The organism is Mycolicibacterium komossense (assembly GCF_025822605.1).
Classification (GTDB): domain Bacteria; phylum Actinomycetota; class Actinomycetes; order Mycobacteriales; family Mycobacteriaceae; genus Mycobacterium; species Mycobacterium komossense.
Window position 1 is genome coordinate 13,227 of record NZ_JACKTY010000018.1, and the last position, 26,016, is coordinate 39,242.

The 26,016-nt window shown below is 67.8% G+C and carries 19 protein-coding genes; 12 read left to right on the forward strand and 7 right to left on the reverse strand.

Features of this window, described 5'->3' with window-relative positions; all coding sequences use genetic code 11:
- Positions 1-10: 10 nt before the first annotated feature.
- Positions 11-1,096: an NAD(P)H-dependent amine dehydrogenase family protein gene (locus tag H7J73_RS06335; protein ID WP_264066418.1), complete on the reverse strand. Its 1,086-nt coding sequence runs from the start codon at positions 1,094-1,096 to the stop codon at positions 11-13.
- A gap of 226 nt (positions 1,097-1,322) precedes the next feature.
- Here H7J73_RS06335 and H7J73_RS06340 point away from each other — a divergent pair, with 226 nt between their 5' ends.
- A complete protein-coding gene (locus tag H7J73_RS06340; protein WP_264066420.1) occupies positions 1,323-3,158 on the forward strand; it encodes an acyl-CoA dehydrogenase in 1,836 nt (611 codons plus the stop codon).
- A gap of 22 nt (positions 3,159-3,180) precedes the next feature.
- On the opposite strand, the gene H7J73_RS06345 is transcribed toward H7J73_RS06340, so the two are convergent.
- Both H7J73_RS06345 and H7J73_RS06350 read right to left on the reverse strand, forming a co-directional pair.
- A complete protein-coding gene (locus H7J73_RS06345; protein WP_264066661.1) occupies positions 3,181-4,068 on the reverse strand; it encodes a GNAT family N-acetyltransferase in 888 nt (295 codons plus the stop codon).
- Between the two features lie 276 nt (positions 4,069-4,344).
- A complete protein-coding gene (locus tag H7J73_RS06350) occupies positions 4,345-5,646 on the reverse strand; it encodes an acetyl-CoA C-acetyltransferase (protein ID WP_264066662.1) in 1,302 nt (433 codons plus the stop codon).
- Between the two features lie 95 nt (positions 5,647-5,741).
- Here H7J73_RS06350 and H7J73_RS06355 point away from each other — a divergent pair, with 95 nt between their 5' ends.
- The 3 genes from H7J73_RS06355 to H7J73_RS06365 all read left to right on the forward strand — a co-directional run bounded on the left by H7J73_RS06355 (position 5,742) and on the right by H7J73_RS06365 (position 9,205).
- Positions 5,742-7,160, forward strand: coding sequence for a 3-oxoacyl-ACP reductase (locus H7J73_RS06355; protein ID WP_264066421.1), 1,419 nt, complete (start codon positions 5,742-5,744; stop codon positions 7,158-7,160).
- The gene (locus H7J73_RS06360) at positions 7,160-8,014 is read left to right on the forward strand and encodes a MaoC/PaaZ C-terminal domain-containing protein (RefSeq protein ID WP_264066422.1); all 855 of its coding nucleotides are present in this window, start codon (positions 7,160-7,162) and stop codon (positions 8,012-8,014) included. Before H7J73_RS06355 ends, H7J73_RS06360 begins: the two co-directional genes overlap by 1 nt.
- Before the next feature lie 114 nt (positions 8,015-8,128).
- Positions 8,129-9,205 (forward strand): GGDEF domain-containing protein, encoded by a 1,077-nt coding sequence (locus tag H7J73_RS06365; protein ID WP_264066424.1) that lies wholly within the window; start codon positions 8,129-8,131, stop codon positions 9,203-9,205.
- A 9-nt stretch (positions 9,206-9,214) separates the two neighbouring features.
- On the opposite strand, the gene H7J73_RS06370 is transcribed toward H7J73_RS06365, so the two are convergent.
- On the reverse strand, positions 9,215-9,862 hold the full coding sequence (locus H7J73_RS06370; RefSeq protein WP_264066425.1) for a TetR/AcrR family transcriptional regulator: 648 nt from the start codon (positions 9,860-9,862) through the stop codon (positions 9,215-9,217).
- 92 nt (positions 9,863-9,954) lie between these two features.
- A complete protein-coding gene (locus tag H7J73_RS06375) occupies positions 9,955-11,133 on the reverse strand; it encodes a glycoside hydrolase family 3 N-terminal domain-containing protein (protein WP_264066426.1) in 1,179 nt (392 codons plus the stop codon).
- A gap of 178 nt (positions 11,134-11,311) precedes the next feature.
- On the opposite strand from H7J73_RS06375, the gene H7J73_RS06380 reads away from it, so the two are divergent.
- Genes H7J73_RS06380 through H7J73_RS06395 form a run of 4 tightly spaced genes read left to right on the forward strand, consistent with a single transcriptional unit; the run spans position 11,312 to position 18,240 of the window.
- Positions 11,312-11,485 carry a DUF2613 domain-containing protein gene (locus H7J73_RS06380; protein ID WP_264066427.1) on the forward strand — a complete coding sequence of 58 codons (174 nt, stop codon included), beginning with the start codon at positions 11,312-11,314 and terminating at the stop codon, positions 11,483-11,485.
- A gap of 21 nt (positions 11,486-11,506) precedes the next feature.
- On the forward strand, positions 11,507-15,754 hold the full coding sequence (locus H7J73_RS06385; protein WP_264066663.1) for an alpha-(1->3)-arabinofuranosyltransferase: 4,248 nt from the start codon (positions 11,507-11,509) through the stop codon (positions 15,752-15,754).
- A gap of 19 nt (positions 15,755-15,773) precedes the next feature.
- Positions 15,774-16,751: a phosphotriesterase family protein gene (locus H7J73_RS06390; RefSeq protein ID WP_264066428.1), complete on the forward strand. Its 978-nt coding sequence runs from the start codon at positions 15,774-15,776 to the stop codon at positions 16,749-16,751.
- A gap of 1 nt (position 16,752) precedes the next feature.
- On the forward strand, positions 16,753-18,240 hold the full coding sequence (locus tag H7J73_RS06395) for an AMP-binding protein (protein WP_264066664.1): 1,488 nt from the start codon (positions 16,753-16,755) through the stop codon (positions 18,238-18,240).
- Here H7J73_RS06395 and H7J73_RS06400 read toward each other — a convergent pair.
- Positions 18,206-19,342, reverse strand: coding sequence for an acyltransferase family protein (locus H7J73_RS06400; protein ID WP_264066665.1), 1,137 nt, complete (start codon positions 19,340-19,342; stop codon positions 18,206-18,208). The two genes, H7J73_RS06395 and H7J73_RS06400, sit on opposite strands and share 35 nt — an antisense overlap.
- Before the next feature lie 179 nt (positions 19,343-19,521).
- Here H7J73_RS06400 and pgfA point away from each other — a divergent pair, with 179 nt between their 5' ends.
- Both pgfA and H7J73_RS06410 read left to right on the forward strand, forming a co-directional pair.
- Positions 19,522-20,733, forward strand: a complete 1,212-nt coding sequence (pgfA, locus tag H7J73_RS06405; protein ID WP_264066430.1) for a cell envelope lipid trafficking protein PgfA — start codon at positions 19,522-19,524, stop codon at positions 20,731-20,733.
- Between the two features lie 12 nt (positions 20,734-20,745).
- On the forward strand, positions 20,746-22,467 hold the full coding sequence (locus H7J73_RS06410) for an MmpA family trehalose lipid delivery protein (protein ID WP_264066431.1): 1,722 nt from the start codon (positions 20,746-20,748) through the stop codon (positions 22,465-22,467).
- On the opposite strand, the gene H7J73_RS06415 is transcribed toward H7J73_RS06410, so the two are convergent.
- Positions 22,464-23,642: a glycosyltransferase family 4 protein gene (locus H7J73_RS06415; RefSeq protein WP_264066433.1), complete on the reverse strand. Its 1,179-nt coding sequence runs from the start codon at positions 23,640-23,642 to the stop codon at positions 22,464-22,466. The genes H7J73_RS06410 and H7J73_RS06415 overlap by 4 nt on opposite strands.
- Before the next feature lie 37 nt (positions 23,643-23,679).
- Between H7J73_RS06415 and H7J73_RS06420 the strand changes: the two genes are divergently transcribed.
- Positions 23,680-24,444, forward strand: coding sequence for a class I SAM-dependent methyltransferase (locus H7J73_RS06420; RefSeq protein ID WP_264066434.1), 765 nt, complete (start codon positions 23,680-23,682; stop codon positions 24,442-24,444).
- Between the two features lie 55 nt (positions 24,445-24,499).
- Positions 24,500-25,972 carry an aldehyde dehydrogenase gene (locus tag H7J73_RS06425; protein ID WP_264066435.1) on the forward strand — a complete coding sequence of 491 codons (1,473 nt, stop codon included), beginning with the start codon at positions 24,500-24,502 and terminating at the stop codon, positions 25,970-25,972.
- The last annotated feature ends 44 nt before the right edge of the window (positions 25,973-26,016 follow it).

Here is a 26,016-nt window from a genome sequence, read left to right on the forward strand (position 1 = left end):
CCTCGAGAGATTAGTCCGCCCAGCGCTGCGCCTCGACTGCAGGCGCCCGATCCTGCCGAAGTGGCACGTCGAGTCCGTCGTAGATACCCGGCTTCTGTTCGGCAAGCCAGCTGATGGCCCCCAACAGGCGATTGGCCGCGGTGGTGTTTCCGCCGTCGGCCCGCGAACCGCCGGGCAGGTCGGCGCGCACGACCATGCTCAGCACCGGATCCCCGTACACGATGACGCGGTGATCGCCTGCGCCCTCGTCGGGCTGCGGCCAGTCCGGCGCGCATGCCGGGTCGATTCGCGTGATGTGGTCGATGACGACGCGCGGCCGGCCGGCAACCGAGCCGATGACCTTGAGCCAGAACGCCCCCTGGGTACCGGCCTCGAAATGGCCCATCACATTGTCGACGGCCGATTCGAGCGGCCGACGTTCCAGTTCTTCGGTGATCTCGTCGATCTCCAGGCCCAACCCGCGCCCGATCAGCCGGATGTTCCCACCCCAGACCATCGTCGGAACGGACGGCAGCAGCATCATCGGGGTCTCGTCCATGGGCCCGCCGAACCCGCAGGAGACCCGGACCGCGTACGGCTGGTCGTAGGTGGAGTAGTCGAAGATCTCCTGGCAGTGAATGGTGTCGATCCTCGTGCACAGGCCCGCCGCGACCACGGCCAAGGCGTCGTTCCCCCAACCAGGGTCGACGCCGCTGACAAGCAGTGTCCCACCGCCGGCCTCGGCTGCGTCGGCGAGTCGCTCGCGCAGTTCAGCCGGCGCGGAGGTCGGGTCGTAGAGGGAGTACAAGGCCGGGGTGACGACATGCAAGCCGGCCCGCAGGCAGCGTTCCACGTCGTCCGCGGCCTCGTCGGGCCGGATGTCACCGGACGCCATATAGGCCACCGCATCACAGCCGGCGAGGGCGGCGTCGGCATCGGTGGTCGCCGTGATTCCGGTCGGTTCCGCGACTGCGGCGAACGAGGCGGCGTCACGCCCTGCCTTCTCCGGCGAGGACGTAATCACGGCGGCCAGTTCCAGACCGGGGAAACCCAGCAACGACCTGATCGCCGTCGCCCCCATATTGCCTGTTCCCCATACCGCTACACGTTGTCGCATTCGCCCACCGTAACCCCCACTGGCCAGGGAAAAGAGCAGAATCAGCAGGTCGTTCACCAGACCCAACCCAACCAGTGGGTTGGGTTGCTCACATCAACTTGCAATTGGGTTACCGGCCGGTATAGTCAGGGGGGTTACTGGTGGGTAACTTAACCCTAGAACCCAACCAGAGTGAAGCCACAAAAGCCCTGAAGCCAGCCGGCATTCTCATCGAGGAGGAAGCATCGTGAGCCACTACAAACCCAACGTGCGCGACCAGGAGTTCAACCTTTTCGAGGTACTCGGCTTCGAGAAGGCACTCGGTCATGGCTCCTACGCCGACGTGGACACCGACACCGTGCGCGAGATGCTGCACGAGATGAGCCGCCTCGCCGAAGGCCCGGTCGCCGAATCCTTCGTCGACGGCGATCGCAATCCGCCCGTCTTCGACCCCGAGACCCACTCTGTGAAGCTGCCGGAGTCCTTCAAGAAGTCGGTCGCCGCAGTCATCGAGGCCGGCTGGGACAAGGTCGGCATCGAAGAGGAGCTCGGTGGCACGCCGATGCCCCGCGCACTCGTCTGGGCACTCGCCGAGCACGTGCTGGGCGCCAACCCCGCGGTCTGGATGTACGGCGGCGGCGCAGGCTTCGCCAGCATCTTCTACAAGCTGGCCACCGAAGAGCAGAAGAAATGGGCCATCATCGCAGCTGAGCGCGGCTGGGGCTCGACCATGGTATTGACCGAGCCGGACGCCGGCTCCGACGTCGGCGCCGGTCGGACCAAAGCCGTCAAGCAGGACGACGGCTCCTGGCACATCGACGGCGTGAAGCGGTTCATCACCTCTGCCGACTCCGACGACATGTTCGAGAACATCTTCCATTTGGTCCTGGCCCGGCCGGAAGGCGCGGGCCCGGGCACCAAGGGTCTGTCGCTGTTCTTCGTTCCCAAGTTCCACTTCGACCCCGAGACCGGCGAACTGGGCGAGCGCAACGGCGCCTTCGTCACCAACGTCGAGCACAAGATGGGCCTCAAAGTCTCCACCACCTGTGAGCTCACCTTCGGTCAGCACGGCGTTCCGGCCAAGGGCTGGCTGGTCGGCGAGGTCCACGACGGTATCGCGCAGATGTTCGACGTCATCGAGATGGCCCGCATGCTGGTCGGGACCAAGGCCATCGCGACGCTGTCGACGGGCTACCTCAACGCTCTGGAGTACGCCAAGAGCCGTATCCAGGGCGCCGACCTGACCCAGATGACCGACAAGACCGCACCGCGCGTCACCATCACCCACCACCCGGACGTGCGCCGCTCACTGATGACCCAGAAGGCCTACGCCGAGGGCCTTCGTGCGCTGTACATGTTCACCGCGTCCTACCAGGACGCCGAGGTCGCCAAGGCCCTGCACGATGTGGATGGCGAGCTGGCGGTGAAGGTCAATGACCTCATGCTGCCGATCGTCAAGGGTGTGGGCTCCGAGCAGGCGTACGCCAAGCTCACCGAGAGCCTGCAGACCTTCGGCGGTTCGGGCTTCCTGCAGGACTACCCGATCGAGCAGTACATCCGTGACGCCAAGATCGACTCCCTCTACGAGGGCACGACCGCCATCCAGGCGCAGGACTTCTTCTTCCGCAAGATCGTCCGCGACAAGGGTGTGGCGCTGGCCCATGTGGCCGGTCAGATCGACACGTTCGTCAAGAACGAGTCCGGCAACGGCCGCCTCAAGACCGAGCGCGAACTGCTGGCCACCGCCCTGGTCGACGTGCAGGGGATGGCCGCTTCGCTGACCGGCTATCTGATGGCCGCGCAGGAAGACACCGCCAGCATCTACAAAGTGGGCCTCGGTTCGGTGCGCTTCCTGCTGAGCGTCGGCGATCTGATGATCGGCTGGTTGCTGCAGCGTCAGGCCGCAGTCGCCATCGAGAAGCTCGACGCCGGTGCGACGGGCTCGGAGAAGTCCTTCTACGAGGGCAAGATCGCGGTGGCGTCGTTCTTCGCGAAGAACTTCCTGCCCCTGCTGACCAGCACGCGCATCGTCCTCGAGAACATCGACAACGAGGTCATGGAACTGGACGAGGCGTCCTTCTAAGCCTGGACCTCAGCCTCGACGCTCAAGGCTCCCGCTTCGGCGGGGGCCTTTTGTGTTCGCGGGGTAAGGCAGGTGGGGGCGCCTTGACCATCACCGCACGGGTGTACAGCAGCTGAAAGCCGTTGTTCTGGACGTTCTTCTGCGAGGTCGAGCCGGGCGCGGTGGCGACGACCGCGATATCGCATCCAGCCTGGGCGGCTTTCCACAGCCGGGCCGCCAACAGCGCAGTCTGTACGCCACGGCGCCGGAACGCCGGGGCGGTGGCGGCGCCGGTGAGCTGGGCGATGCCGTCTGTCAGACGGACGCTGCCGCCGCCAGCGATGACGCCGTCGCACATCGCGACATAGGCGATGGCCCCGGCCTGCTCGAAGTCACGCTCGGCACGGTCGATGACGTCCCGCGGAAACTCCTCGTGGCTGGGCACCCCCTCGTTGGCGGAATCAGCAGAGTCGGGATGAGCAAAGCCCTCCACCACCACGTCGACCCACGCGTCGATATCGTTGGTCGCACGCACCTCGATCCCGTGGGGTGCGGCGGGCTCGGCATTCAGCCGAAGACCGTGACCTAGCACGTTCTCGAATCCGACCAGCCGGTAGCCGCGATCCGCCAGCAGCGCAGCCACATCCGGGTCTGCGAGGTTGGATAGCTCAACTTGGACGGCGACGCCGCAGGCGAACATTGCCCGTTCCATCTCGTCCCAGGCGGCGCCGTCGGGAACCCCATCGAAGCCCAACCCCACAACCTTGTTCATGGGCGAAGCACTCTCGGCGAAGCACGCGAAACCGCCAGCCACGGGAATGGCCAGACCCTTGGCACCTCTCCGGCGGGCAGCCTCGGTCGCGGCCAGGATGAGATGAGCTTCGGCTGATTCGATGCGCCGTGCCAGGCTCGTACCGCAGAACAGGGGCATATCGTCCACGCCGCGATTGTCCACGCTCGGCAAGCACCGCGAAACTGATATTGATGTCGCGGATGACCGCCGCTGGATTCCCCTCACGTCCAGCGGCGGTCTCTTATCCGCGTCGAGATCGGGCCCGGATAAGAGGATGCCCCGTGTTGCCGTCGGGTCGGGGGGTCAGACGGCAACACGGAGCTATCCATATCATCGCTTACCCGAGCGCCGACGTTACGAAACCCACGACTAATTTTCGAACTATTTTGGGCAACGTTTGGCAGCGCTCTGACGTCAGGCTTCGAGAATTGCAGCAACGCCTTGGCCGCCGGCCGCGCAGATCGAGATGAGGCCGCGGACCGGCTTGCCCGTCTCCGCCTTCTTCTCCGCCAGCTGCTTGGCGAGTTGCGCGACGATCCGGCCGCCCGTTGCCGCGAAGGGATGGCCGGCGGCGAGCGACGAACCGTTGACGTTGAGCTTGGACCGGTCGATGGAACCCAGCGCGCTGTCCAGGCCGAGCCGCTCCTTGCAGTACTCCTCGGACTCCCATGCCGCCAGCGTGGCCAGCACCACTGACGCAAATGCCTCGTGAATTTCGTAAAAGTCGAAGTCCTGCAAGGTCACGCCGTTGCGTGCCAGCAGTCGCGGCACCGCGTAGGTCGGCGCCATCAACAGGCCGTCGGAGCCGTTGACATAATCCACTGCGGCGGTCTCACCGTCGACGAAGTAGGCCAGCACCGGAAGCGAACGCTCCTGCGCCCATTCGTCACTCGACAGCAACGCCACCGAGGCGCCGTCGGTCAACGGTGTCGAGTTGCCCGCAGTCATCGTCGCGTCGCCGTTCTTCACCCCGAAGACCGGCTTGAGCTTCGCCAGTTTCTCGACTGTCGAGTCGGCACGCAGGTTGTTGTCGCGGTACAGCCCCAGAAAAGGACTGACGAGGTCGTCGAAGAAACCGCGGTCGTAGGCGGCGGCCATGTTCTGGTGACTGGCCGCGGCGAGGGCGTCCTGGTCGACGCGTTTGATGCCCATCTGTTTGGCGGTGATGGCGGCGTGCTCGCCCATCGACATGCCGGTGCGCGGTTCGCCGTTGGTGGGGATCTCGACGCCGAGTGCGGCGGGCAACTTGCCGACCAGTTTGAGCCGGTCGACGTTCGACTTCCCGCGACGCAGGCCGAGCAGGACCCGGCGCAGGTCGTCGCCGAAGGCGATCGGGGCGTCGGAGGTGGTGTCCACCCCGCCTGCCGCTCCCGAGTCGTACTGGCCGAGCGCGATGCCGTTGGCAACCGCGATCGCGGACTGCAACCCGGTGCCACAGGCCTGCTGCAGGTCATAGGCCGGGGTGTAGGGCGACAACGCGCTGCCCAGCACGCATTCCCGCATGAGGTTGAAGTCCCGGCTGTGTTTGAGCACCGCGCCTCCGACGACGGCCCCGAGGCGCTCTCCTTCGAGGTGGAACCGGTCGATGAGGCCGGTCAGCGCCGCGGTGAACATGTCCTGGTTGGACGCCTGCGCGTAGGCGCTGTCGGATCGCGCAAACGGGATCCGGTTACCGCCGAGAATGGCCACTCGGCGGACGGACTTGGTATCGGCCACGGTTTTCTCCAGTTCTTTCTGTATGACGAGAGACTTCCACGTGTCGAGAGTCATACTACCCACCGTTCTTACTCTGGAGTAAGTTCGTGATTCATATGACAACCCGGGTACCCCCACCCGACGAAGTACCCATATCCACGAAAGGCAGCGCAGTGGCTACCGATCTGTTCTCCCAAGTCGTCAACTCGGGCCCCGGGTCATTCCTGGCCAAACAGCTGGGCGTTCCCCAGGCCGAGAACCTGCGGCGCTACCGCGCCGGCGAACCAGCGCTGGCCGGCTCGCTGCTGATCGGCGGTACGGGCCGCGTCGCCGAGCCGATGCGCACCGCCCTGGCCGAGGACTACGACCTCGTCGGGGACAACCTCGGCGGCCGCTGGGCGGATTCGTTCGGCGGGCTGCTGTTCGACGCCACCGGGATCACCACCCCCGTGGGACTCAAGGCGCTGCACGACTTCTTCACGCCGCTGCTGCGCAACATCGGCCACTCCGGCCGCATCGTCGTGGTCGGTACCACCCCTGACCGGACCGGCTCCATCGACGAACACATCGCGCAGCGCGCGCTGGAGGGCTTCACCCGCTCACTCGGCAAGGAAATGCAGCGCGGTGCCACCGTGTCGTTGGTGTATCTCTCACCGGACGCCAAACCCGCCGCAACGGGCCTGGAGTCCACGCTGCGATTCATCCTGTCGGCGAAGTCGGCCTACGTCGACGGCCAGGTCTACTACGTCGGGCCCGCCGATTCGACCCCGCCGGCCGACTGGGACAAGCCGCTGGACGGCAAAGTGGCCATCGTCACCGGCGCCGCGCGCGGTATCGGCGCCACCATCACCGAGGTGTTCGCCCGCGACGGCGCCAAGGTGGTCGCCATCGACGTCGAAGGTCCGGCAGGTGCCTCCGATGCTCTCTTCACGCAGGCCGCCAAGGTCGGTGGCACCGCGCTGGCTCTCGACGTGACCGCCGCCGACGCCGTCGACCGCATCACCGAACACCTGCGAGAACACCATGCCGGGCGGGCCGACGTACTGGTCAACAATGCCGGCATCACCCGCGACAAGCTCCTGGCCAATATGGACGACGCCCGTTGGAACGCCGTCGTCGCCGTGAATCTACTTGCGCCGCAACAACTCACCGAAGGTCTGGTCGCCAACGGCAGCATCACCGACGGCGGCCGGATCGTGGGTCTGTCATCGATGGCCGGCATCGCCGGCAACCGTGGCCAGACCAACTACGCTGCCACCAAAGCCGGGATGATCGGCCTGACACAGGCACTCGCGCCGGTACTGGCAGACAAGGGCATCACCATCAACGCCGTCGCACCCGGGTTCATCGAGACCGCCATGACTGCTGCGATCCCGCTGGCCACCCGCGAGGTCGGGCGGCGAATGAACTCCCTGTTCCAGGGCGGTGAACCCGTCGACGTCGCGGAAGCCATCGCGTTCTTCGCCAGCCCCGCCTCCAATGCCGTGACCGGCAACGTGATCCGGGTGTGCGGCCAGGCCATGTTGGGGGCCTGATGAGCAGCACTGGAGATGAGCCCAGCGGCCTGATGAACATGGTGCGCGCCGCGGCCGGCGCGCTGCCCTTCATCCCGCGCGGCGACGAGTTGCCACGGCGCACCGTGACGGTGCCCGAGCTGGCCATCGACCGCGAAAATGTCGCGGCCTATGCCGCCATCACCGGGCTGCGGTACGGCGACACCGTGCCTCTGACCTACCCGTTCGCGCTGACCTTCCCGATCATGATGTCGCTGGTGTCGGGCTTCGACTTTCCTTTTGCCGCAATGGGATCGGTCCACATCGAGAACCACATCACGCAGTACCGCCCGATCGCGGTCACCGACGCCGTCGGAGTCGCCGTGCACGCCGAGAACCTGCGCGAACACCGCAAGGGCCTGCTCGTCGACCTGGTCACCGACGTCAACGTGGGCAACGAGACGGTCTGGCACCAGGTCACGACGTTCCTGCACCAACAGCGGACCAGCCTGTCCGATGAACCCAAACCTCCGCCCCAGAAGCAGCACAAGCTGCCGCCGCCGAACTCCATCCTGCGCATCTCCCCCGCCCAGATCCGGCGGTACGGCGCGGTCGGTGGCGACCTCAACCCGATCCACATGAATGCCATCGCCGCCAAGTTGTTCGGCTTCCCCACCGTCATCGCCCACGGCATGTTCAGTGCGGCCGCAGTCCTGGCCAATATCGAAGGCCAGCTGCCGCCGGCGGTCCGGTACTCGGTGAAATTCGGTAAGCCGGTACTGCTGCCCGCGAGCGCAGGGCTCTACGTCGAACACGTAGAGAACGGTTGGGACCTGATCCTGCGCAACATGTCGAAGGGCTATCCCCACCTGACCGGCAGCATTCGGGGTCTCTAACTCGCCACGAGCACGACGCGTCACTTGGTAGTCTCGAAATTCAGTTAGCTACTCGGCCCTCCTGGCATGTGCTGGGGCCGCGCATCATTGCTGAACGGGGCGGAGACGGTGACGGTGACGTTGCTGAAGCGGTGGTGGCAGCAACCGACTCATTACGACTGGCTCAGTGGATACCTGCATGCCCGCCGAATGAGCGGCGCGGCCAGGTGCATGATGGCGTCGATCTCACTGACGCTGTCGCTGTGCCTGGTGGCATTGCTGACCAGCGCAGATGGGGCGGTCGGCGCGGTACCGGTGGGGATGACGTGGACAGCCTTCGCGGGCGGGATGTTCGGCGTCGCACTGTGGGTGACGCGCTGGCCGACCCGGGCACAATCCCTGGCGTTTGCGGTGGTGACCAACACGTCGATCGCGCTGGCCTGTCTGGCTCATCCGAATCCGCTGGCCGGCCTCGTCGGCTGTATCGCCTTCGCGACCAGCGGCGCGTACATCGCCTTCTTCCACACCTCCAAATACGTGTTCTACAACTTCGCCGTCGCCGCCGGCGTTGCGCTGTACCAGGCGATCAGGCTGGCGAGGGCCGGACATCTCGCGATGGCCGCGGTCGACCTCTTCCTGGTGCTCCAGGTCAACATCGCCTTGCCGATGGCCATCACGGTGCTGATCCGCGCGCTCGGCAACGACCTCGCCCACGCCGACCGTGACCCACTCACCGGTCTGCTCAACCGGCGGGCATTTCAGCAGAAAGCGCTGGGACTCCTGTTGGCCCGCCCGGCGCCCAACATGTTCCTGTTGGTCGTGGTGGTCGACCTGGACAACTTCAAATCGCTCAACGATCGTCACGGCCACGCAGCCGGCGATCAGGCACTGGTCCAGGTCGCCAATGCGCTGCGCGCGAGCACCAGAGATACGGCGATCACCGCGCGCAGTGGTGGCGAGGAATTCATCGTCGTCGACACGTCCTATGCCAGTGACCCCGGACCCCTGGCGACACGGATCTGCAATGCGATCGCGAATCTGCCGATCCCGGTGACGGCGAGTATCGGAACTGCCTGCGCCCCTCTGCACGACGCCCAGGACGGCGAGCACCAGGCTTTGATCGACGGTCTGGTGACCGCCGCCGACCAGGCGATGTACCGCGCTAAACGATTCGGCGGCAACCGCTTTCACCATCATGGCACCATGAACTGACGAGCTTCGTCACAAATGCGCGGATACCGAGCCCGGTGCCGAGCTCGCCTCGACGCCGTCCCGCTCGGCGGGTTTTCCTTTCAGGCCGCGCCAGAACAGGTTGATCATCAGCTCGGCCGCGTCGTCGACATCGACATCGCCTGCGCTGACCCGGGTGGCCACCGCCTCACCGGCACCCACCAGCGCGATCGCCATCATCTGAAAGTCGGCCTCCGGCTCCGGATTCCGAGTGCCTGCGCTGAGCATCCTGGCGACCAGGTCGATGATCCGCTCACGGCCCTCGCGCACCGTGTGCGCGAAGGCCTGCGAGCTGGTGGCCTGGGTGTACAACACGATCCAAGAAGCCCGGTTGGCGTCGATATAGCTCAGAAAGGACAAGATGATGCCGCGCAGCATGTCTTTGGGCGGCAGCTTGAAATCAATGTCCGCCCGCACCGCCTCGATGAATCTGCCCAGCTCCCGGGACAGGCAGGCGCCGAACAGTTCCTCTTTCGAGCCGTAGTACAGATACAGCATCGGTTTGGAGATCTCGGCTTTGGCGGCGATCGCATCCATCGACGTCTCGTGATAGCCGTTGATGGAGAAGACCTGCACGGCGGCGTCGAGCATCTGTTGCTCCCGGACGGCACGCGGCAACCGCTTGGTACCACCTGCCATACGTGATCGTTCCTTCCTGACCTGACTGCCCGCTGACTTCAGGGTAGGCAATGCAGAGCCGGCATGGGTGACAAGCTCGCGACGTAGGCCTCTCAGCAGTGCGGGTTGGGCCCCTTGAACGACGCCACCCGCAGCACCGAGTTGTCGATGGCAGGCATCGCAAGTTCGCCGGCGGCGACGGCTTTCTCCAGTCGATCCAGCACCGCTGGTACCTCCTCGGTGGTCACCCACAGAGCGACGTCCGCGCCGGCCTGCAGGCTGCGCAGCACCGCCTCGGCGACCCCGTAATGGGCGTTGATCGCCGCCATCGACGACAGATCGTCGGTGAAGATCGGCCCGTCGAACGGCGGACCGCCATAGCCGCCGTTGCGCAGCAGGTCGTAGGCGGGACGGCTCAGACTCGCCGGATCGGTGCCGGTCAGGTCGGGTACCTGCAGGTGCCCGACCATCACCGCGACCGGGGCCTGCGTCGTCAACGTCCGGTACGGGACCAGATCGTTGTTCTGCAGGTCGGCAAGCGGCGGCGTCACCACGCCGCCGGTATGCGAGTCGCCGGAGCCGTGGCCGTGGCCGGGGAAGTGCTTCAGCACGGGTAACAGGCCGGCGTCCCGCAGCCCGCGGGCGTAGGCGCCGGCGTATTCGGTGACGACGGCCGGGTCCGAACCGAAGGACCGGTCGCCGATCACGTCGTCGTCGGGCTCGGTGGTGACATCCGCGACCGGCGCGAAATCGACGGTGATGCCCAGCTTCCGCATCGCCTGGCCACGCGCCAGGGCGATCGCATACACCTGGTCGGGCGTCTGGGTCTGTGCCAGGACCCGCGGCGACTGCTGGTCCCCGATCAGCTTCGCCAGCCGCTCGACCCGGCCGCCTTCCTCGTCGACGCTGACCGCCAGCGGCAGTGGGCCCGCGCCGGCGGTGATCGCGGTCAGTGCTCCGTCCGACAGCATCGACAGGTCGGTCCAGCTGCCGATGAAGATTCCGCCGACGTGATAGTCGGTCACCACGGCGCGCGCATCGTCGGCGCCGGTGACCCCGACCATCAGCAGTTGAGCGAGCTTGTCGCGGGTCGACATGGCGCCGAGCATGGCCGCCGGATCACCACAGGCCTGAGTGGCCGGAGCGGCGGGCGCCGAGGTGGAGGCCGGCGCGGAAGCCTCCGAGGAGGGGGTGGCCGAGGCCGGGTGCGGCCCCGATGAGCACGCCATCAACAGGGCGAGCGGCGCCGCCAGGGACACCAACGTGTGCGCCCGCAGTCTCCAGAAAGCCATGCCCCACTGTGTCATGGCCCCTCGGGCCGCCCGGTCGGTAGCTGTCGAACGCGCCATGCCGACCGGGCTTCCGGATCGGCACGACGGCGCCGGCCGATCGCGCGATCCGGGCCCCGACCGCTCCCGTGCTAGTTTGGCGGGCGACCCGCCTATCCCTGTCACACAGCGAGGAGCCCGCATGACCCGGTTCGTGGTGCCGGCCGTCGCCAGCATTGTGGTCGGTCTGCTGCTCGGTGCAGCCGGGGTTTTCGGGGTGACGCTGATGGTGCAGCAAGACACCAAGCCGCCGCTGGTCGCGGGTGATCCCGCTTCGTCGGTGCTGAACCGCGTCGAGTACGGCGACCGCGGCTAGGCCGGATTTGTCCTGAGCGTTCTGTCCGAACCGGCCCTCGGGTCGGCTACGCCTCCCCTCTCGACAGCTCTCTCCCGACGGTGGCTGTGGCTCGTCGGCGCCGTCGCACTGGCGCTGGCCTTCGCCCAGTCCCCGGGCCTCATCTCTCCTGACACCAAACTCGACCTCACCGCCAACCCGCTGCGGTTCCTGGCCAGGGCGGCGAATCTGTGGAACAGCGAGCTGCCGTTCGGCCAGGCCCAGAATCAGGCTTACGGCTATCTCTTTCCGCACGGGGCGTTCTTCCTGGCCGGTGACCTGCTCGGGCTGCCGGGCTGGGTCACCCAGCGGTTGTGGTGGGCGCTGCTGCTGACCGCCGGCTTCTGGGGCCTGCTGCGGGTCGCGGAGAAACTGAACATCGGCACGACGCCGTCGCGGCTCATCGCTGCGGTGGCGTTCGCCTTGTCGCCGCGGGTGCTGACCACCCTCGGCTCGATATCGTCGGAAACCCTGCCGATGATGCTGGCGCCCTGGGTGCTGCTGCCGGTCATCACGGCGCTGCGCGGTGACAATCAAAGACCGCTGCGGGTCCTGGCGGCCCGCGCGGGGTTGGCCCTGGCACTGATGGGTGCGGTCAATGCGGTCGCCACCCTCACCGGCTGTCTGCCCGCCATCATCTGGTGGGCCTGTCACCGCCCGAACCGGCAGTGGCTGCGCTTCAGCGGGTGGTGGTTGCTGTCCAGCGTGCTGGCGGTGCTCTGGTGGGCCGTCGCGCTGGTGCTCCTGGGCCGAATCAGCCCGCCGTTCCTGGACTTCATCGAATCCTCTGGCGTGACCACGCAGTGGGCATCGCTGACCGAGATGCTGCGCGGTACCGACAGCTGGACCCCGTTCGTCGCGCCCACGGCCACCGCGGGCGCCTCGCTGGTCACCGGTCCGGCGGCGATCCTCGCGACCACTCTGGTGGCCGCGGCGGGACTGGCCGGCCTGGCGTCGCGGTCGATGCCTGCCCGCGGCCGGCTGGTGACGATGCTGCTGATCGGTGTCGTCCTGCTGGCGCTGGGCTATTCGGGTGGGCTGGGCTCACCGCTGGCCCACCAGGTGCAGCTGTTCCTCGATGCCGGCGGCGCTCCGCTGCGCAATGTGCACAAGCTCGAACCGGTCCTGCGGCTGCCGCTGACGCTGGGGCTGGCGCACCTGCTGGGCCGCATCCCGCTGCCGGGCAGCGCACCAAGGCCGGTGTGGATTCGCGCCTTCGCCCATCCCGAGGATGACAAACGGGTCGCGGTCGGGATCGTGGTGCTCGTCGCGCTCACCGTCGGCACCTCGATCGCCTGGACGGGACGGCTGACCCCGCCAGGCGCCTTCACCGGGATTCCGCAGTATTGGCACGCCGCGGCAGACTGGCTGACCGAGCACAACACCGGTACCCCCACGCCGGGCCGCGTCCTGGTGGTTCCCGGTGCGCCGTTCGCCACCCAGGTCTGGGGCACCAGCCACGATGAGCCACTCCAGGTACTGGGCGAAAGCCCGTGGGGGGTACGCGATTCCATTCCACTCAACCCACCCGAGACGATTCGCGCGCTGGACTCGGTGCAACGCCTGTTCGCGGCGGGTCGGCCGTCCGCCGGACTCGCCGACACCCTTGCCAGGCAAGGAATTTCGTATCTGGTGGTACGAAACGACCTGGACCCCGACACCTCCCGCTCGGCGCGGCCGATCCTGGTGCACCGCACCATCGACGGGTCGCCGGGACTGGAGAAGGCGGCCCAGTTCGGCGACCCCACCGGTCCGGGGACGCTGGAGGGGTTCATCACCGACAGCGGGCTTCGGCCACGATATCCGGCGGTGGAGATCTACCGGGTCGATACGCCGACCAACCCCGCAGCGCCCTATCTGACCGACAGCGACTCGATGGCCCGTGTCGATGGTGGGCCCGAAGTTCTTCTGCGCCTTGATGAACGGCGACGGCTACGCAACCAGCCGCTGCTGGGCCCGGCCCTGCTGACCGCCGACGCGCAGCGTGCCGGCCTGCCGGTGCCCGTCGTCACCGTCACCGACACCCCAGTGGTCAGAGAGACCGACTACGGCCGCGTCGACGACCATTCGTCGGCGGCCCGCGCCAACGACGATCAGCGTCATACCTTCAACCGGGTGCCGGACTATCCCACGCCCGGCGCCGCGCCGGTCGAGGGCGGTTGGTCCGGAGGCCGGCTGACGGCGTCGAGCTCGGCGGCGGATTCCACCGCACTGCCCTATGTCGCGCCGGGAACCGGGCCCGCCGCGGCGATCGACGGGGACAGCGGCACCAGTTGGGTGTCCAACAGCCTGCAGGCGGCGGTGGGCCAGTGGCTGCAAGTCGACCTCGACCACCCCGTCACCAACGCGACGCTGACGTTGACACCCAGCCCGACGGCGGTCGGCGCCCAGGTCGACAGGGTTCAGGTCTCGACCGCCAACGGCACCTCCACGGTGAAGATCGACGAACCCGGCACCCCGCTGACGGTGGCGCTGCCCGTCGGCGAGACGCCGTGGGTGCGGATCACCGCGGTCGGCACCACCGACGGGTCCAGCGGAGTGCAGTTCGGTATCACCGACCTGTCCCTGACGCAGTACGACGCCGCCGGATTCGCCCAACCCGTCAGCCTGCGCCACACCCTGCTAATCCCGGGCCCACCACAGGCATCGCAGGTTGCCCAGTGGGACTTGGGTTCTGAGCTGCAGGGCAGGCCGGGATGCGCGTCGGCACCGGACGGGGTGCACTGCGCGGCGTCGATGGCTCTCGCCCCGGAAGAACAGGTCAACTTCAGCCGGATGCTGACCGTGCCCGCACCGATCAGCGTGCTGCCGACTGTCTGGGTGCACGGCAGGCAAGGACCAAATCTGGCCGACCTGATCCGGGAGCCGGGCACCACCCACGCCGACGGCGACTCGGATGTCATCGACGTGCTGGGGTCGGCGTACGCGGCCACCGACGGTGACCCGCGCACGGCTTGGACCGCCCCGCAGCGCGGTGTCGGACAGCACTCGGCACCGTCGCTGACACTGACCTTGCCGCAGCCCACCGAGGTCGCCGCCCTGACGTTGACGCCCAGCGCCTCGCCATTGCCCACCCATCCGCGGCTGGTGGCGGTCGATCTGGGCGACGGGCCCCAGGTCCGTGCACTCGGCCCAGACGGCCCCCAGACGATCGCGCTCAAACCACGAGTCACCGGCAGCATCAAGATCAGCCTCCTGGACTGGGACGACGTCATCGACCGGACCGCGCTGGGCTTCGACCAGGTCAAACCACCTGGCCTGGCCGAAGTTGTCGCGCTACGTCCCGACGGGACCGCCATCGGCGCCGCCGACGCCGCGGTCAACCGGGCCAGGGCGATCACCGTGGCGTGCGGTCAGGGACCCGTGATCGCGGTGGCCGGCCGGTTCATCCAGACCTCGATCCGCACCACCGTCGGCGCGCTGCTCGACGGTGCGCTCATCGCGGCGCAACCGTGCGAACGGGAGCCCGTGCTGTTGCCCGCCGGGCAGCAGGAGCTGCTGATCAGCCCCCGCGCCACGTTCACCGTCGACGGTGCCACGCTGACCGGCCCGTTGGGCACCCAATTACCTAGCGCGACAAAGATTCCCGTGGAGACGGGGGCCTGGACACCAGATCATCGCGAGATCCGGGTGCCCGCCGCGACCGCACCGCGGGTACTCGTCGTACCCGAGAGCATCAGCCCGGGGTGGACCGCGAAGACCGCAGCCGGATCCGCGCTGACGCCCATCACGGTCAACGGCTGGCAACAGGGCTGGGTGGTGCCCGCAGGCGCCTCCACCACCGTCACGCTGAGCTTCGACTCCAACACGCTGTACCGCATCGGACTGGCGGGTGGCCTCGCACTGCTGCCGCTGCTGCTCCTGCTGGCGCTGGTGCCGCCGCGGCGCCCGCGACGCGACGATCAGCCCGTCGCGCCCTGGAATCCAGGCCCGTGGGCGGCCGCCGCCGTCGTGGTGGCCGGAGCGTTGATCGCCGGACTGGTCGGCGCACTGGTATTCGGGGCGGCAGCGGCAGCGCTGTACGCGGTGCGGGACCGGGCGCGGTGGGACCGGCTGCTCACCCTCGGCGGCACCACCGGTGGATTCATCCTGTCCGGGGCAGTGTTGGCCCGACATCCTTGGCGATCGGTCGACGGCTACGCCGGGCATTCCGCCGGGGTTCAGTTCCTGGCGCTGATCGCGGTGGGCCTACTCGCCGCGTCGGTAGTCATCTGGGGCAGACCGACCGATTCCGCCGAACCGGGGCCGTGACCGCCCTAGCATCGGCTGAGTGTCACCGGTAAACACCGTACGAGGACCTGTCACCACCGATGCGCTGGGCGTCACGCTGATGCATGAGCACATCTTCATTCTCTCGCCGGAGATCATGGCGAACTATCCGGAGTCCTGGGGTGACGAAGACGCCCGCGTCGCCGATGCGGTCACCCGGCTCAATGAGCTCAAGGCACGCGGCGTCGACACCATCGTCGACCTGACAGTCATCGGGCTTGGCCGGTATCTGCCCAGGGTCGCCCGCGTCGCCGCGCAGACCGAGCTGAACATCCTCGTCGCGACCGGGGTGTACACCTTCAATGACGTGCCCATGCATTTCCATTACGTCGGCCCCGGAGCCGAATTGGGCGGCGAGGAGACCATGACGGCCTTGTTCGTCCGCGATATCGAGCAGGGCATCGCCGACACCGGGGTCAAAGCCGCGATCCTCAAGTGCGCCACCGATCGGCCGGGTATCACGCCGGGAGTCGAGCGGGTGCTGCGCGCGGTGGCGGTGGCGCACCGTCAGACCGGGGTACCGATCTCGACGCACACCCACGCCGGCACCCGTCGCGGGCTGGAACAGCAACGGATCTTCGAGCAGGAGGGCGTCGACCTGTCGAGGGTGATCATCGGGCACTCCGGGGATTCCACCGATATCGGCTATCTCGAGGAGTTGATCGCCGGCGGGTCCTACCTCGGGATGGACCGGTTCGGGCTCGATCTGCTGCTGCCCTTCGAGGACCGGGTCGCCACCGTCGCGACGATGTGCGAACGCGGTCACGCCGACAAGATGGTGCTCTCCCACGACGCGATGTGCTTCTTCGATGCGCTGCCCGAAGACATGATCCCGGCGGTCGCACCGAACTGGCACTACCTGCACATCCACAACGACGTGCTGCCCGCCCTACGGGCGCGCGGGATCACCGATGAGCAGATCGACACCATGCTGATCCACAACCCGCGCAGGATTTTTGCCACGAATGGCGGGTACTGAGATGGCCGAGTCCACCCCGCCGATCGGCACGCAGATCTCCGCGCTGGCCGCCCTGGACCCCGAAGCGCCTGCCGTCACCGCCGGCGGCCGGACGCTGACGCGCGCCGAGTTGGACGCGAGCACCAACCGGCTGGCTCGCGCCTACGCCGAAATCGGGGTGGGAGTGGGCGATTACGTGACGATCGCGGTGCCCAATTCGATCGAGTGGATCCAGGCCGCGGTGGCGTGCTGGAAGCTGGGGGCGGTGCCGCAGCCGTTGGCCCCGCGGATGCCCGATCCGGAGTTCGCCGCCCTGTTGGCGTTGCGGCCACGCGCACTGATCGTCGGTCGCGTCGACCCGGACAGTGAAATCCCCAGTGTCCCCATGGGTTTCGCGCCTGACCCGGCATTGCCTGATGACCCGCTGCCCGAGGCGGTGTCCCCGGCGTGGAAGGCGATGGCCTCCGGCGGCAGCACCGGGCGGCCCAAGCTCATCGAAGCCGGTGGGGACAGCCGAGTGCCCGCGGCCATCGGCGCACCGCTGGGCGCGCAGGAGGGCGATGTCAACCTGGTATCGGTGCCGCTGAGCCACAACACCGGGTGCACGATGGCGCTGGTCGGCCTGCTGATGGGCCACCACCTGGTGTTGATGTCCCGATTCGAGGCAGGAGAGTTCCTGCGACTGGTCACCGAGCACCGGGTGACGTTCCTGGCGACGGTGCCGACGATCATGCAGCGGCTCTTGCCGGCGTACCGGGCCGACCCCGACGCCTACGATCTGTCGTCGATCCGGCGGTTCTGGCACCTCGCGTCGCCCTGCCCGCCCGCTATCAAGGAAGCCTGGATCGAACTGGTTGGGCCCGAAGCGCTTTGGGAGCTCTACGGCGGCACCGAACTGCAGGCGCTGACGTTCATCAACGGCGCACAGTGGCTGACCCATCGCGGCTCGGTCGGCATCGTCGTCAGCGGCGAGATGAAAGTGCTCGACGACAGCGGCCGCGAATGCGCGCCCGGCGAGGAGGGGGAGATCTACATGCGGCCGACCCCGGGGAGCAGGCCGACCTACCGCTACGTCGGCTCGGAGCCCAAGTCCCGCGACGGCTGGGATTCACTCGGCGACCTGGGCCACTTCGATGCCGACGGGTTCCTGTACCTGTCGGATCGCCGGGTGGACATGTTCACCGTCGGCGGTCGCAACGTATATCCCGCCGAGATCGAGTCGGCCCTCGGCGCTCACCCGGATGTGCTGTCCTGCTTGGCTTTCGGGGTCCCCGACCCGAATTCCGGCGACCTGGGCCAGCTGCCCTACGTGCAGGTGCAGGCCGCCACCGGCGCTGGGCTCGACGGGCCCGGCGTCACCGAATTCCTGCGGCAGCGCCTCGAGAGCCACAAAGTACCCCGGTGGGTGGAATTCGTCGACACCCCGCTGCGCGATGACGCAGGCAAGGCGCGCCGCTCCGCGGCCTGCGTCGAGGTCATGTCGCGACTGCAGGCTCAGGCGAGTCGCTGACCGAACTGTCCAGCGGGGGTGCCTTCCCAGTCATGGCGGCCCGGTACTCCCAACGCCGCAACGCCTGACGACACGGCGATTCGACCAACGCGTAACTGACCGCAGCGATGGCGAATCCGAAGATCAGCGTGAGCACGAGCACCACGGGCAGGTGCCCGTTGAAGGCGAACTCCCCGATCACCGGGAAAACCATCGCCAGAGCGGCCAGATGCCAGACGAACAGGCCGTAGGACCAGCGGCCCAGCGTCACCATCACCGGGCTGCCCAGGACGCGGTGCGTGGTGTCGGGCCGGTCGAGCACCAACGGCGCGATCAAGACACCCGCCAGCACCGCGCCCATCGCGGTCTTGAGGGCGAACTGAGCGGCGGTACCCGGAATCAACCCTTCTGGACCGGCCGCCGGTGAGGCCGCCACCAGATACGCCACGACGGCCACACCGGCCATCAGCCACCGGCGCCGCGCCAGGCGGTGAGCCAGGCCGGGTGCGCTGACGGTCCATTCGGCGAGCAGCATGCCCGCGGCGAACCAGGAGCTGAAGGCCGGTGGCCAGTTCAGTGGGTTGATCCCGACCGGCGCGTCGTACGGCAGCGCGGCCATCAGGAAACCCCAACCCCAGCTGGCCACGGCGACGGCCGCGATCATCGGTATCCGGGCCCGCACCGGCAGCCGCCGGGCGAACAACGCGAGCAGCGGCAGCACCAGGTAGAAGCTGACCTCGACGGACAGGCTCCACATCTGGGTCAGGCCGCCGGTCAGCGTCAAGGGCACATAGATCTGGGTGAGCGTCAGATTGGCCAGCCACACCGTCAGGTTGGCGTTGTCTGCGTCGGGCAGCAGCAACAGGATCACCATCACCGCCACCAGGTAACCCGGCATGATCCGCACGATGCGCGACCGCAGGTAGTGCCCGGTCGCCGGCGTGTGCCGCAGACCCCGTACCGAGGCGGCGTGCCCGCGCCACAGCAGGAAACCCGAGAGCGCGAAGAACACCGCGACGGCCAGGTCGAAGCGGCCGAACAGCCGCCCGCCGATGCCGGTGGAGTGCCCGGTCTGGAACGCGGTGTGCGTGATGACCACGCCGATGGCGGCGCACGCGCGCATCCCTTCGACCGCAGGCAGGAAGCTGCGCGTTCCGCCTACCTGTGCGCCGTTCACCCGGACAAGTGTGCACGACCCCGACCTGGCAACGCGAGGACCAAGGGCTGCGCCTTACGTTCTGCTGTTAGGGTCTGAAAACGGGTTTGCCTCCGCTACCTGGACCGGAAAGAAGGTACGGCAGCTTGAATCGTGCAGTCATGTTGCGTATCGCCGCGTGTGGCATTTTGGGCCTCGGAGCCGCTCTTTTGGTCGCCGCGCTGCTGTTGACCACCTATACCGCAGGCAAGATCAAGAAGATCCCGCTCAACATCGACACCACGCTGGTGAGCAACGGAACCGGCACCGCGCTGGATCCGGCGTCGCTGTCGGAACAGCACTTCGTCATCGACAGAAACGTCCCGCTGGTCTCGCAGCAGCAGCTCAGCGTCGAGACGCCGGCCAACGCCGATGTGGTGACGTTGCAGGTCGGCACCACGATCCGGCGCACCGACAAGCAGCAGGACAACGGCCTGATGCTGGCCATGGTCGACTCGGTGACGTTGAACCGCAGCACCGCCATGGCAGTGTCCGACGACACGCATCCCGGCGGCGCCGTGCAGAAGCCCCGCAGCATCGAGGACACCAAGCCGCCGACGAACATCGCGTTGACGCACGACGGTCTGTCCTACCGGTTCCCGTTCAGCACGGAGAAGAAGACCTATCCCTACTTCGACCCGATCGCGCAGAAGGCGTTCGACGCCAACTACGAGGGCGAAGAAGATGTCAACGGCCTGACGACCTACCGCTTCAAGCAGAACGTCGGCTACGACGCCGACGGCAAGCTCGTCGAGCCCCTCAAGTACGCCTCGCTCTACGACGACGCCGAGGACGGTGTGGTGACCGCCCGCGCGTCGCTGTGGGGCCTGCCCGGTGACCCGGACGAGCCGATCACGATGACGCGTTTCTACGCCGCCCAGCGGACCTTCTGGGTCGACCCGGTGTCGGGCACCATCGTCAAGGCCGAGGAACGCGCCAACCACTACTACGCCCGCGACGGCCTCAAGCCGGAGTTCGCGCTGGTCGACTACACGGTGACCTCGACCGAACAGACCGTCGAGAACCAGGTCGCCGCGGCCAGGGACGAGCGGGACCGGGTGGCGTTGTGGTCTCGGGTGCTGCCCATCACGTTCACCGCTGCCGGCCTGGTCGCGCTGGTGGCCGGCGCGCTGCTCGGCTCGTTCAGTGTGCGCGCGGAGTCGGCGCTGATCGATCCGGGTCTCGACGGCGCCAACGTGGGCGGCTTCTTCCGCCGCGACGAAGACACCGGCCCCATGCCTGCGGCCGAGGCCGCGACGGAGAAGCTGCCTGCGCAGCGGCCGGACCTGCATCCAGATCCCGGTCCCCCCGACCGGTAATAGCGAGTGCCGATGTCCCGGACACGCCGCTGGGCGGTGCCGGGATATGCACTGGCACTCGCGGTTATCGTCACGGCGCCGCTATGGGCGCCGGGCTATCTGCTGTTGCGTGACGCGGTCTCGACGCCGCGGTCATATCTGTCCGACGCCGCCCTCGGGTTGACGGAGGCGGCGCCACGCGCGCTACCACAGGATTTCGCGATCGCCCTGGCGTCCCAACTGGTCGACGGCGGGCTGGTGGTCAAAGTGCTGTTGCTGGCCGGGCTGTGGTCGGCCGGCTGGGGCGCGGCACGATTGACCGCGCACGTACTGCCCGAGGCAGGGCTGGCCGGACAACTCGTGGCGGTGACCGTCGCGATCTGGAATCCCTATGTGGCGGAACGACTGCTGCAGGGACATTGGAGCCTGCTCGTCGGTTACGGCGCCCTGCCGTGGGTGGCGACGACCATGCTGCGGCTGCGCTGCGGCGACGCGGGGCGCCTCGGTGGTCTGTCCGCCCTGGCGTTCTGGATTGCGCTGGCGGGCCTGACGCCCACCGGCCTGCTGCTGGCCGCGATGGTCGCGCTGGTGTGTGTGGCAGTCCCGGGTGCGGGCAGCCCCCGGTGGCTGTGCGCGGTGGCCGCTGCCGGCTTCTCGCTGCTGGGAGCGCTGCCGTGGCTGGTGGCGTCGGCGGTCACCCACTCGCTGTCGGCTTATCAGGCGTCGGGGGTGCCCGGCGTCGGCGCCTTCGCCGCCAGGGCCGAACCCGGTCTCGGTACGCTGGGCAGCCTGGCCGGTCTCGGAGGCATCTGGAATGCGGAGGCCGTACCCGGTTCGCGCTCAACAGTTTTCGCAATCACGGCGACCATCGTCCTGTTGGCGGTGGTGGCGGCCGGGGTGCCTGCTGTGCTGCGCCACCGCAGCGCCTGGCCGCTGTTGGCCTTGGCCGTGGCGGCCGTCGTATTGCCCGCGCTGATGGCCAGCGGGCCCGGCCTGGCCGTGCTGCGCGCGGTGGTGGAGGCCGTCCCCGGGTTGGGTGTGCTGCGCGACGGGCAGAAGTGGGTGGCGCTGGCCATGCCGGCATACGCCCTGGCCGCGGGCGGGGCGGTGCTGACGTTGTCGCGGGCGCGCCCCGGATTGCCCTCTGCTGCGGCGGCCGTGGCCTGCTGCGCGGCAGTGGTACTGACACTGCCCGATCTGGCGTGGGGGGCGGCAGGACGGATGACCGCTGTCCAGTATCCGCCGGGCTGGACCGCGATGACCGCACAGATCAACGCCGACCCCCGGCCCGTCGCCGTGCTACCCGCCGACTCGATGCGTCAGTTCCGCTGGTCGGGCGAGGCCCCGGTGCTCGACCCGCTGCCCCGGTGGATCCGCGCCGATGTCCTGACCACCGGAGACCTCACCATCTCGGGGCACACCATCCTCGGCGAGGGCGCCAACGCCAGGGCCGTCCAGGAGTTGCTGCTGGCGGGATCCGATCCGACCCGGCTGCGTGAGGCCGGAGTCGGCTGGCTGGTGGTCGAATCCGGCACCGGAGGCGAAATCGCTTCGGCGGCAACCACGCTCGCCCAGTTACCGGTGGCCTATCACGATGCGGACATCACGCTGTACCGGGTGGGTGGTGACGCACCGAGAGCGCCGAACGCGCTACGCACACAGGTCACCGCCGCACACCTGATCTGGCTGGCGATGCTGGTGTTGGGCGCCGCGGGAATGGCCGTCACGCGGGCGAGGTCAGCGCAGGTCGGTTAGACCAGGCCGCCGACCCGCTGACCACTGTGGACGGCCAGCAGCACACTGCGCATCGCCTCAGCACTCTGGCGCCAGGAGAAGTCGCCGCTGCGCAGCTGCGCTTTGCGGCCGAGCTCATCGCGCAGCACCGGGTCGGTCAGCAGTTCGGCCAGCCGTCGCACCAGCTCGGGCTGGTCGTCCACGAGCATCCCGGTCACGCCGTCGACGATCGAATCGTTGAGCCCACCCGAGGATCGGTAGCCGATGGTCGGCACTCCGTGCTGGGCGGCCTCGATCACGGCCAGTCCCCAGCCTTCCTTGCGCGATGGCAGCAGGTGAACCCAGGCACGTTGCACCACATGGTGTTTGGTCGCATCGTCGACATGGCCATGGAAGGTGACGAGGTCGCGGATGCCCAGCTGCTCGGCCCGCTCGACCAACGGCTGGCGCCACCACCCGTCGCCGACGATATCGAGACGCAAACCGGGAACGTCGTCGCGAAGCTGCGCAACAGCGTCGAGAGCGTCCTCGATCTGCTTGTGTGGCACGAGCCTCGACAGCACCACCACCCGCGGGGTATCGGACCGGCCGGCGGTCAGGGTGTCCGCCGGGGCCTCGTCGAGACCGTTGCGTACCACCGCGATCCGGTCCAGGTCCACGCCGAGTTCGGCGAGGTCGAGCGCCGACGGCAGCGACACCGTGACGTACTGGTTGGTGCGGTGGATCCACGGCGACAACCGCGACTCGACGAACCAGCCGAACCGGCTGAGCACCCGACCCGCCACGGGCCACTGTTCGCGATGGCAGTGGTGTACCAGCACCACGACCCGGCGGCCGAAGGCCAGCCGGGCCAGGAACGGCAGACCGTTCTGCGTGTCGATCACGACGTCAGGCTTGGTATGGCGCAGCGGCCCGAGCCCGATCCGGGCGAAGACCATCGCCAGGCCGGCCAGGATATAGACACTGTGGCGGCCGCCGGCGCGGCTGATCTGGACGCCGTCGACGACGCTGCGTCGCGGCGCACCCGGGTATCTGGCGGTCCGCAGCGTGACGGTCATGCCGGAGTCCGCCAGTTGCGCCCCGATCCGCTGCAGGTACGCCTCACTGCCACCACCCTGCGGATGGCCGGTGTCGCGCCAGCACAACAGCAGCGCCGAACGGATACCGTCGGGCTGGCGTGTGGGGGCAGTGGACATCGGTAGCAAGCCTAACCGCTGCGTAGGGTGTCACCCGATGGCCGTAACCGACCTCTTCCTGCGACAGGCGACGCTGGCCCGTTCGTTGCGGCTGCTCAGCGAGTTCCGCTTCGAGCAGCGCGATCCGGCCCGGTTCTATGGCGCACTGGCCGAAGACACTGCTCTGATGGTCGCCGACCTGTGGCGCGGTGCGCATCAGGGGACCCCGTCAGGCCGGACCGTACTCGATGTCGGGGGCGGGCCGGGGTACTTCGCCGACGCCTTCGCCGCTCATGGGCTGTCGTATATCGGGGTCGAGCCGGACCCGCGGGAGATGCACGCGGCGCCGAGCTCCGGCGGGACGGCCGGGACCTTCGTTCGCGCGTCGGGCCTGGCGTTGCCGTTCGCCGACGACAGCGTGGACATCTGCTTGTCGTCCAATGTCGCCGAGCACGTCGCGCGCCCCTGGCAACTGGGCGCCGAGATGCTGCGGGTCACGCGACCGGGCGGGCTGGCGGTGTTGTCCTACACCGTCTGGCTGGGACCTTTCGGCGGGCACGAGATGGGCCTGACGCACTACTTCGGCGGAGCGCGGGCCGCGGCGCGATATACCCGCAAGCACGGCCATCCACCGAAGAACAACTACGGATCGTCACTTTTCGAGGTGTCCGCTGCCGACGGCCTGGAATGGGCGACGGCGACCGGCACTCTGATCGCCGCATTCCCGCGCTACCACCCGAGATGGGCCTGGCCCATGACCCGGTTGCCGGTACTGCGGGAGTTTCTCGTCAGCAACCTGGTGCTGGTGTTGCAGCCGACCTGAACCACTGAAATGCAACAGGTTCTCGTTTTGCGTTTCGGTGGGTAATGTGACGCTCATGACACAGAGCACGGCTTTCAAAACCGAATGGGACCAGCTGTTCATTGGCGGCAAGTGGGTCGAGCCGGCCACCTCCGACGTCATCGAAGTGCATTCGCCCGCCACCGGCGAACTGGTGGGCAAGGTGCCGCTGGCCTCCGAAGCCGACGTGAACGCCGCCTGCGCAGCCGCCCGCAAGGCCTTCGACGAAGGACCCTGGCCGCACATGTCGCCCGCCGAGCGCGGCGAGATCCTGGGCCGCGCCGTCAAGATCCTCGAAGAACGGGCCGAGGAGCTGAAGTTCCTGCTGGCCGCCGAGACCGGCCAGCCGCCGACGATCGTCGACATGATGCAGTACGGCGCCGCGATGTCGTCGTTCCAGTACTTCGCCGGCGCCGCCGACAAGTTCACCTGGCGCGATATCAGGACCGGCATCTACGGCCAGACCATGGTGCTGCGCGAGCCGATCGGCGTCGTCGCCGCCGTCACGGCATGGAACGTCCCTTTCTTCCTGGCCGCCAACAAGCTCGGCCCCGCGCTGCTGGCCGGCTGCACGATCGTCGTGAAGCCCGCCGCCGAGACCCCGCTGTCACTGTTCGCGATGGCCGAGATCTTCGCCGAGGCCGGGCTGCCCGAGGGCGTGCTCTCGGTCGTCCCCGGCGGTCCGGAAACCGGTCGTGCGCTGACCGCCAACCCCGAGATCGACAAGTTCACCTTCACCGGGTCCAGCGCGGTCGGCAAGGAGATCGCCAAGATCGCCGCCGAGAAGCTCAAGCCGTGCACGCTGGAGCTGGGCGGCAAGTCCGCGGCCATCATCCTCGAGGACGCCGACCTGGACTCGACGCTGCCGATGCTGGTGTTCTCCGGCCTGATGAACTGCGGGCAGGCCTGTGTCGGACAGACCCGCATCCTGGCGCCGCGCTCGCGTTACGACGAGGTCGTGGAAAAACTCTCCGGCGCGGTCGCGGCGATGCCCGTGGGCCTGCCCGATAACGCCGGCGCGATGATCGGCCCGCTGATCTCGGAGCGCCAGCGTGAGCGCGTCGAGGGCTACATCAAGAAGGGCGTCGAGGAAGGCGCGCGCATCGTCACCGGCGGCGGCCGTCCCGAAGGGCTCGACAGTGGCTGGTTCGTGCAGCCGACGGTGTTCGCCGACGTCGACAACGCGATGACCATCGCGCAGGAAGAGATCTTCGGACCGGTACTCGTCGTGATCCCCTACGACACCGAGGAAGACGCGGTGCGGATCGCCAACGACTCCGTCTACGGGCTGGCCGGCTCGGTCTACACCACCGACAACGACAAGGCCATGAAGATCGCCGCGCAGATCCGCACGGGTACGTATGCGGTCAACATGTACGCCTTCGACCCGGGCGCCCCGTTCGGTGGATACAAGAACTCCGGCATCGGCCGCGAGAACGGCCCCGAGGGTATCGAGCAGTACACGCAGGCCAAGAGCGTGCTGCTGCCGTTCGGGTACACGCCCGAGTAGAGCTCCGAGTTCGCCAAGAGCTGGCTGCGACTTCGTTCGAGCAG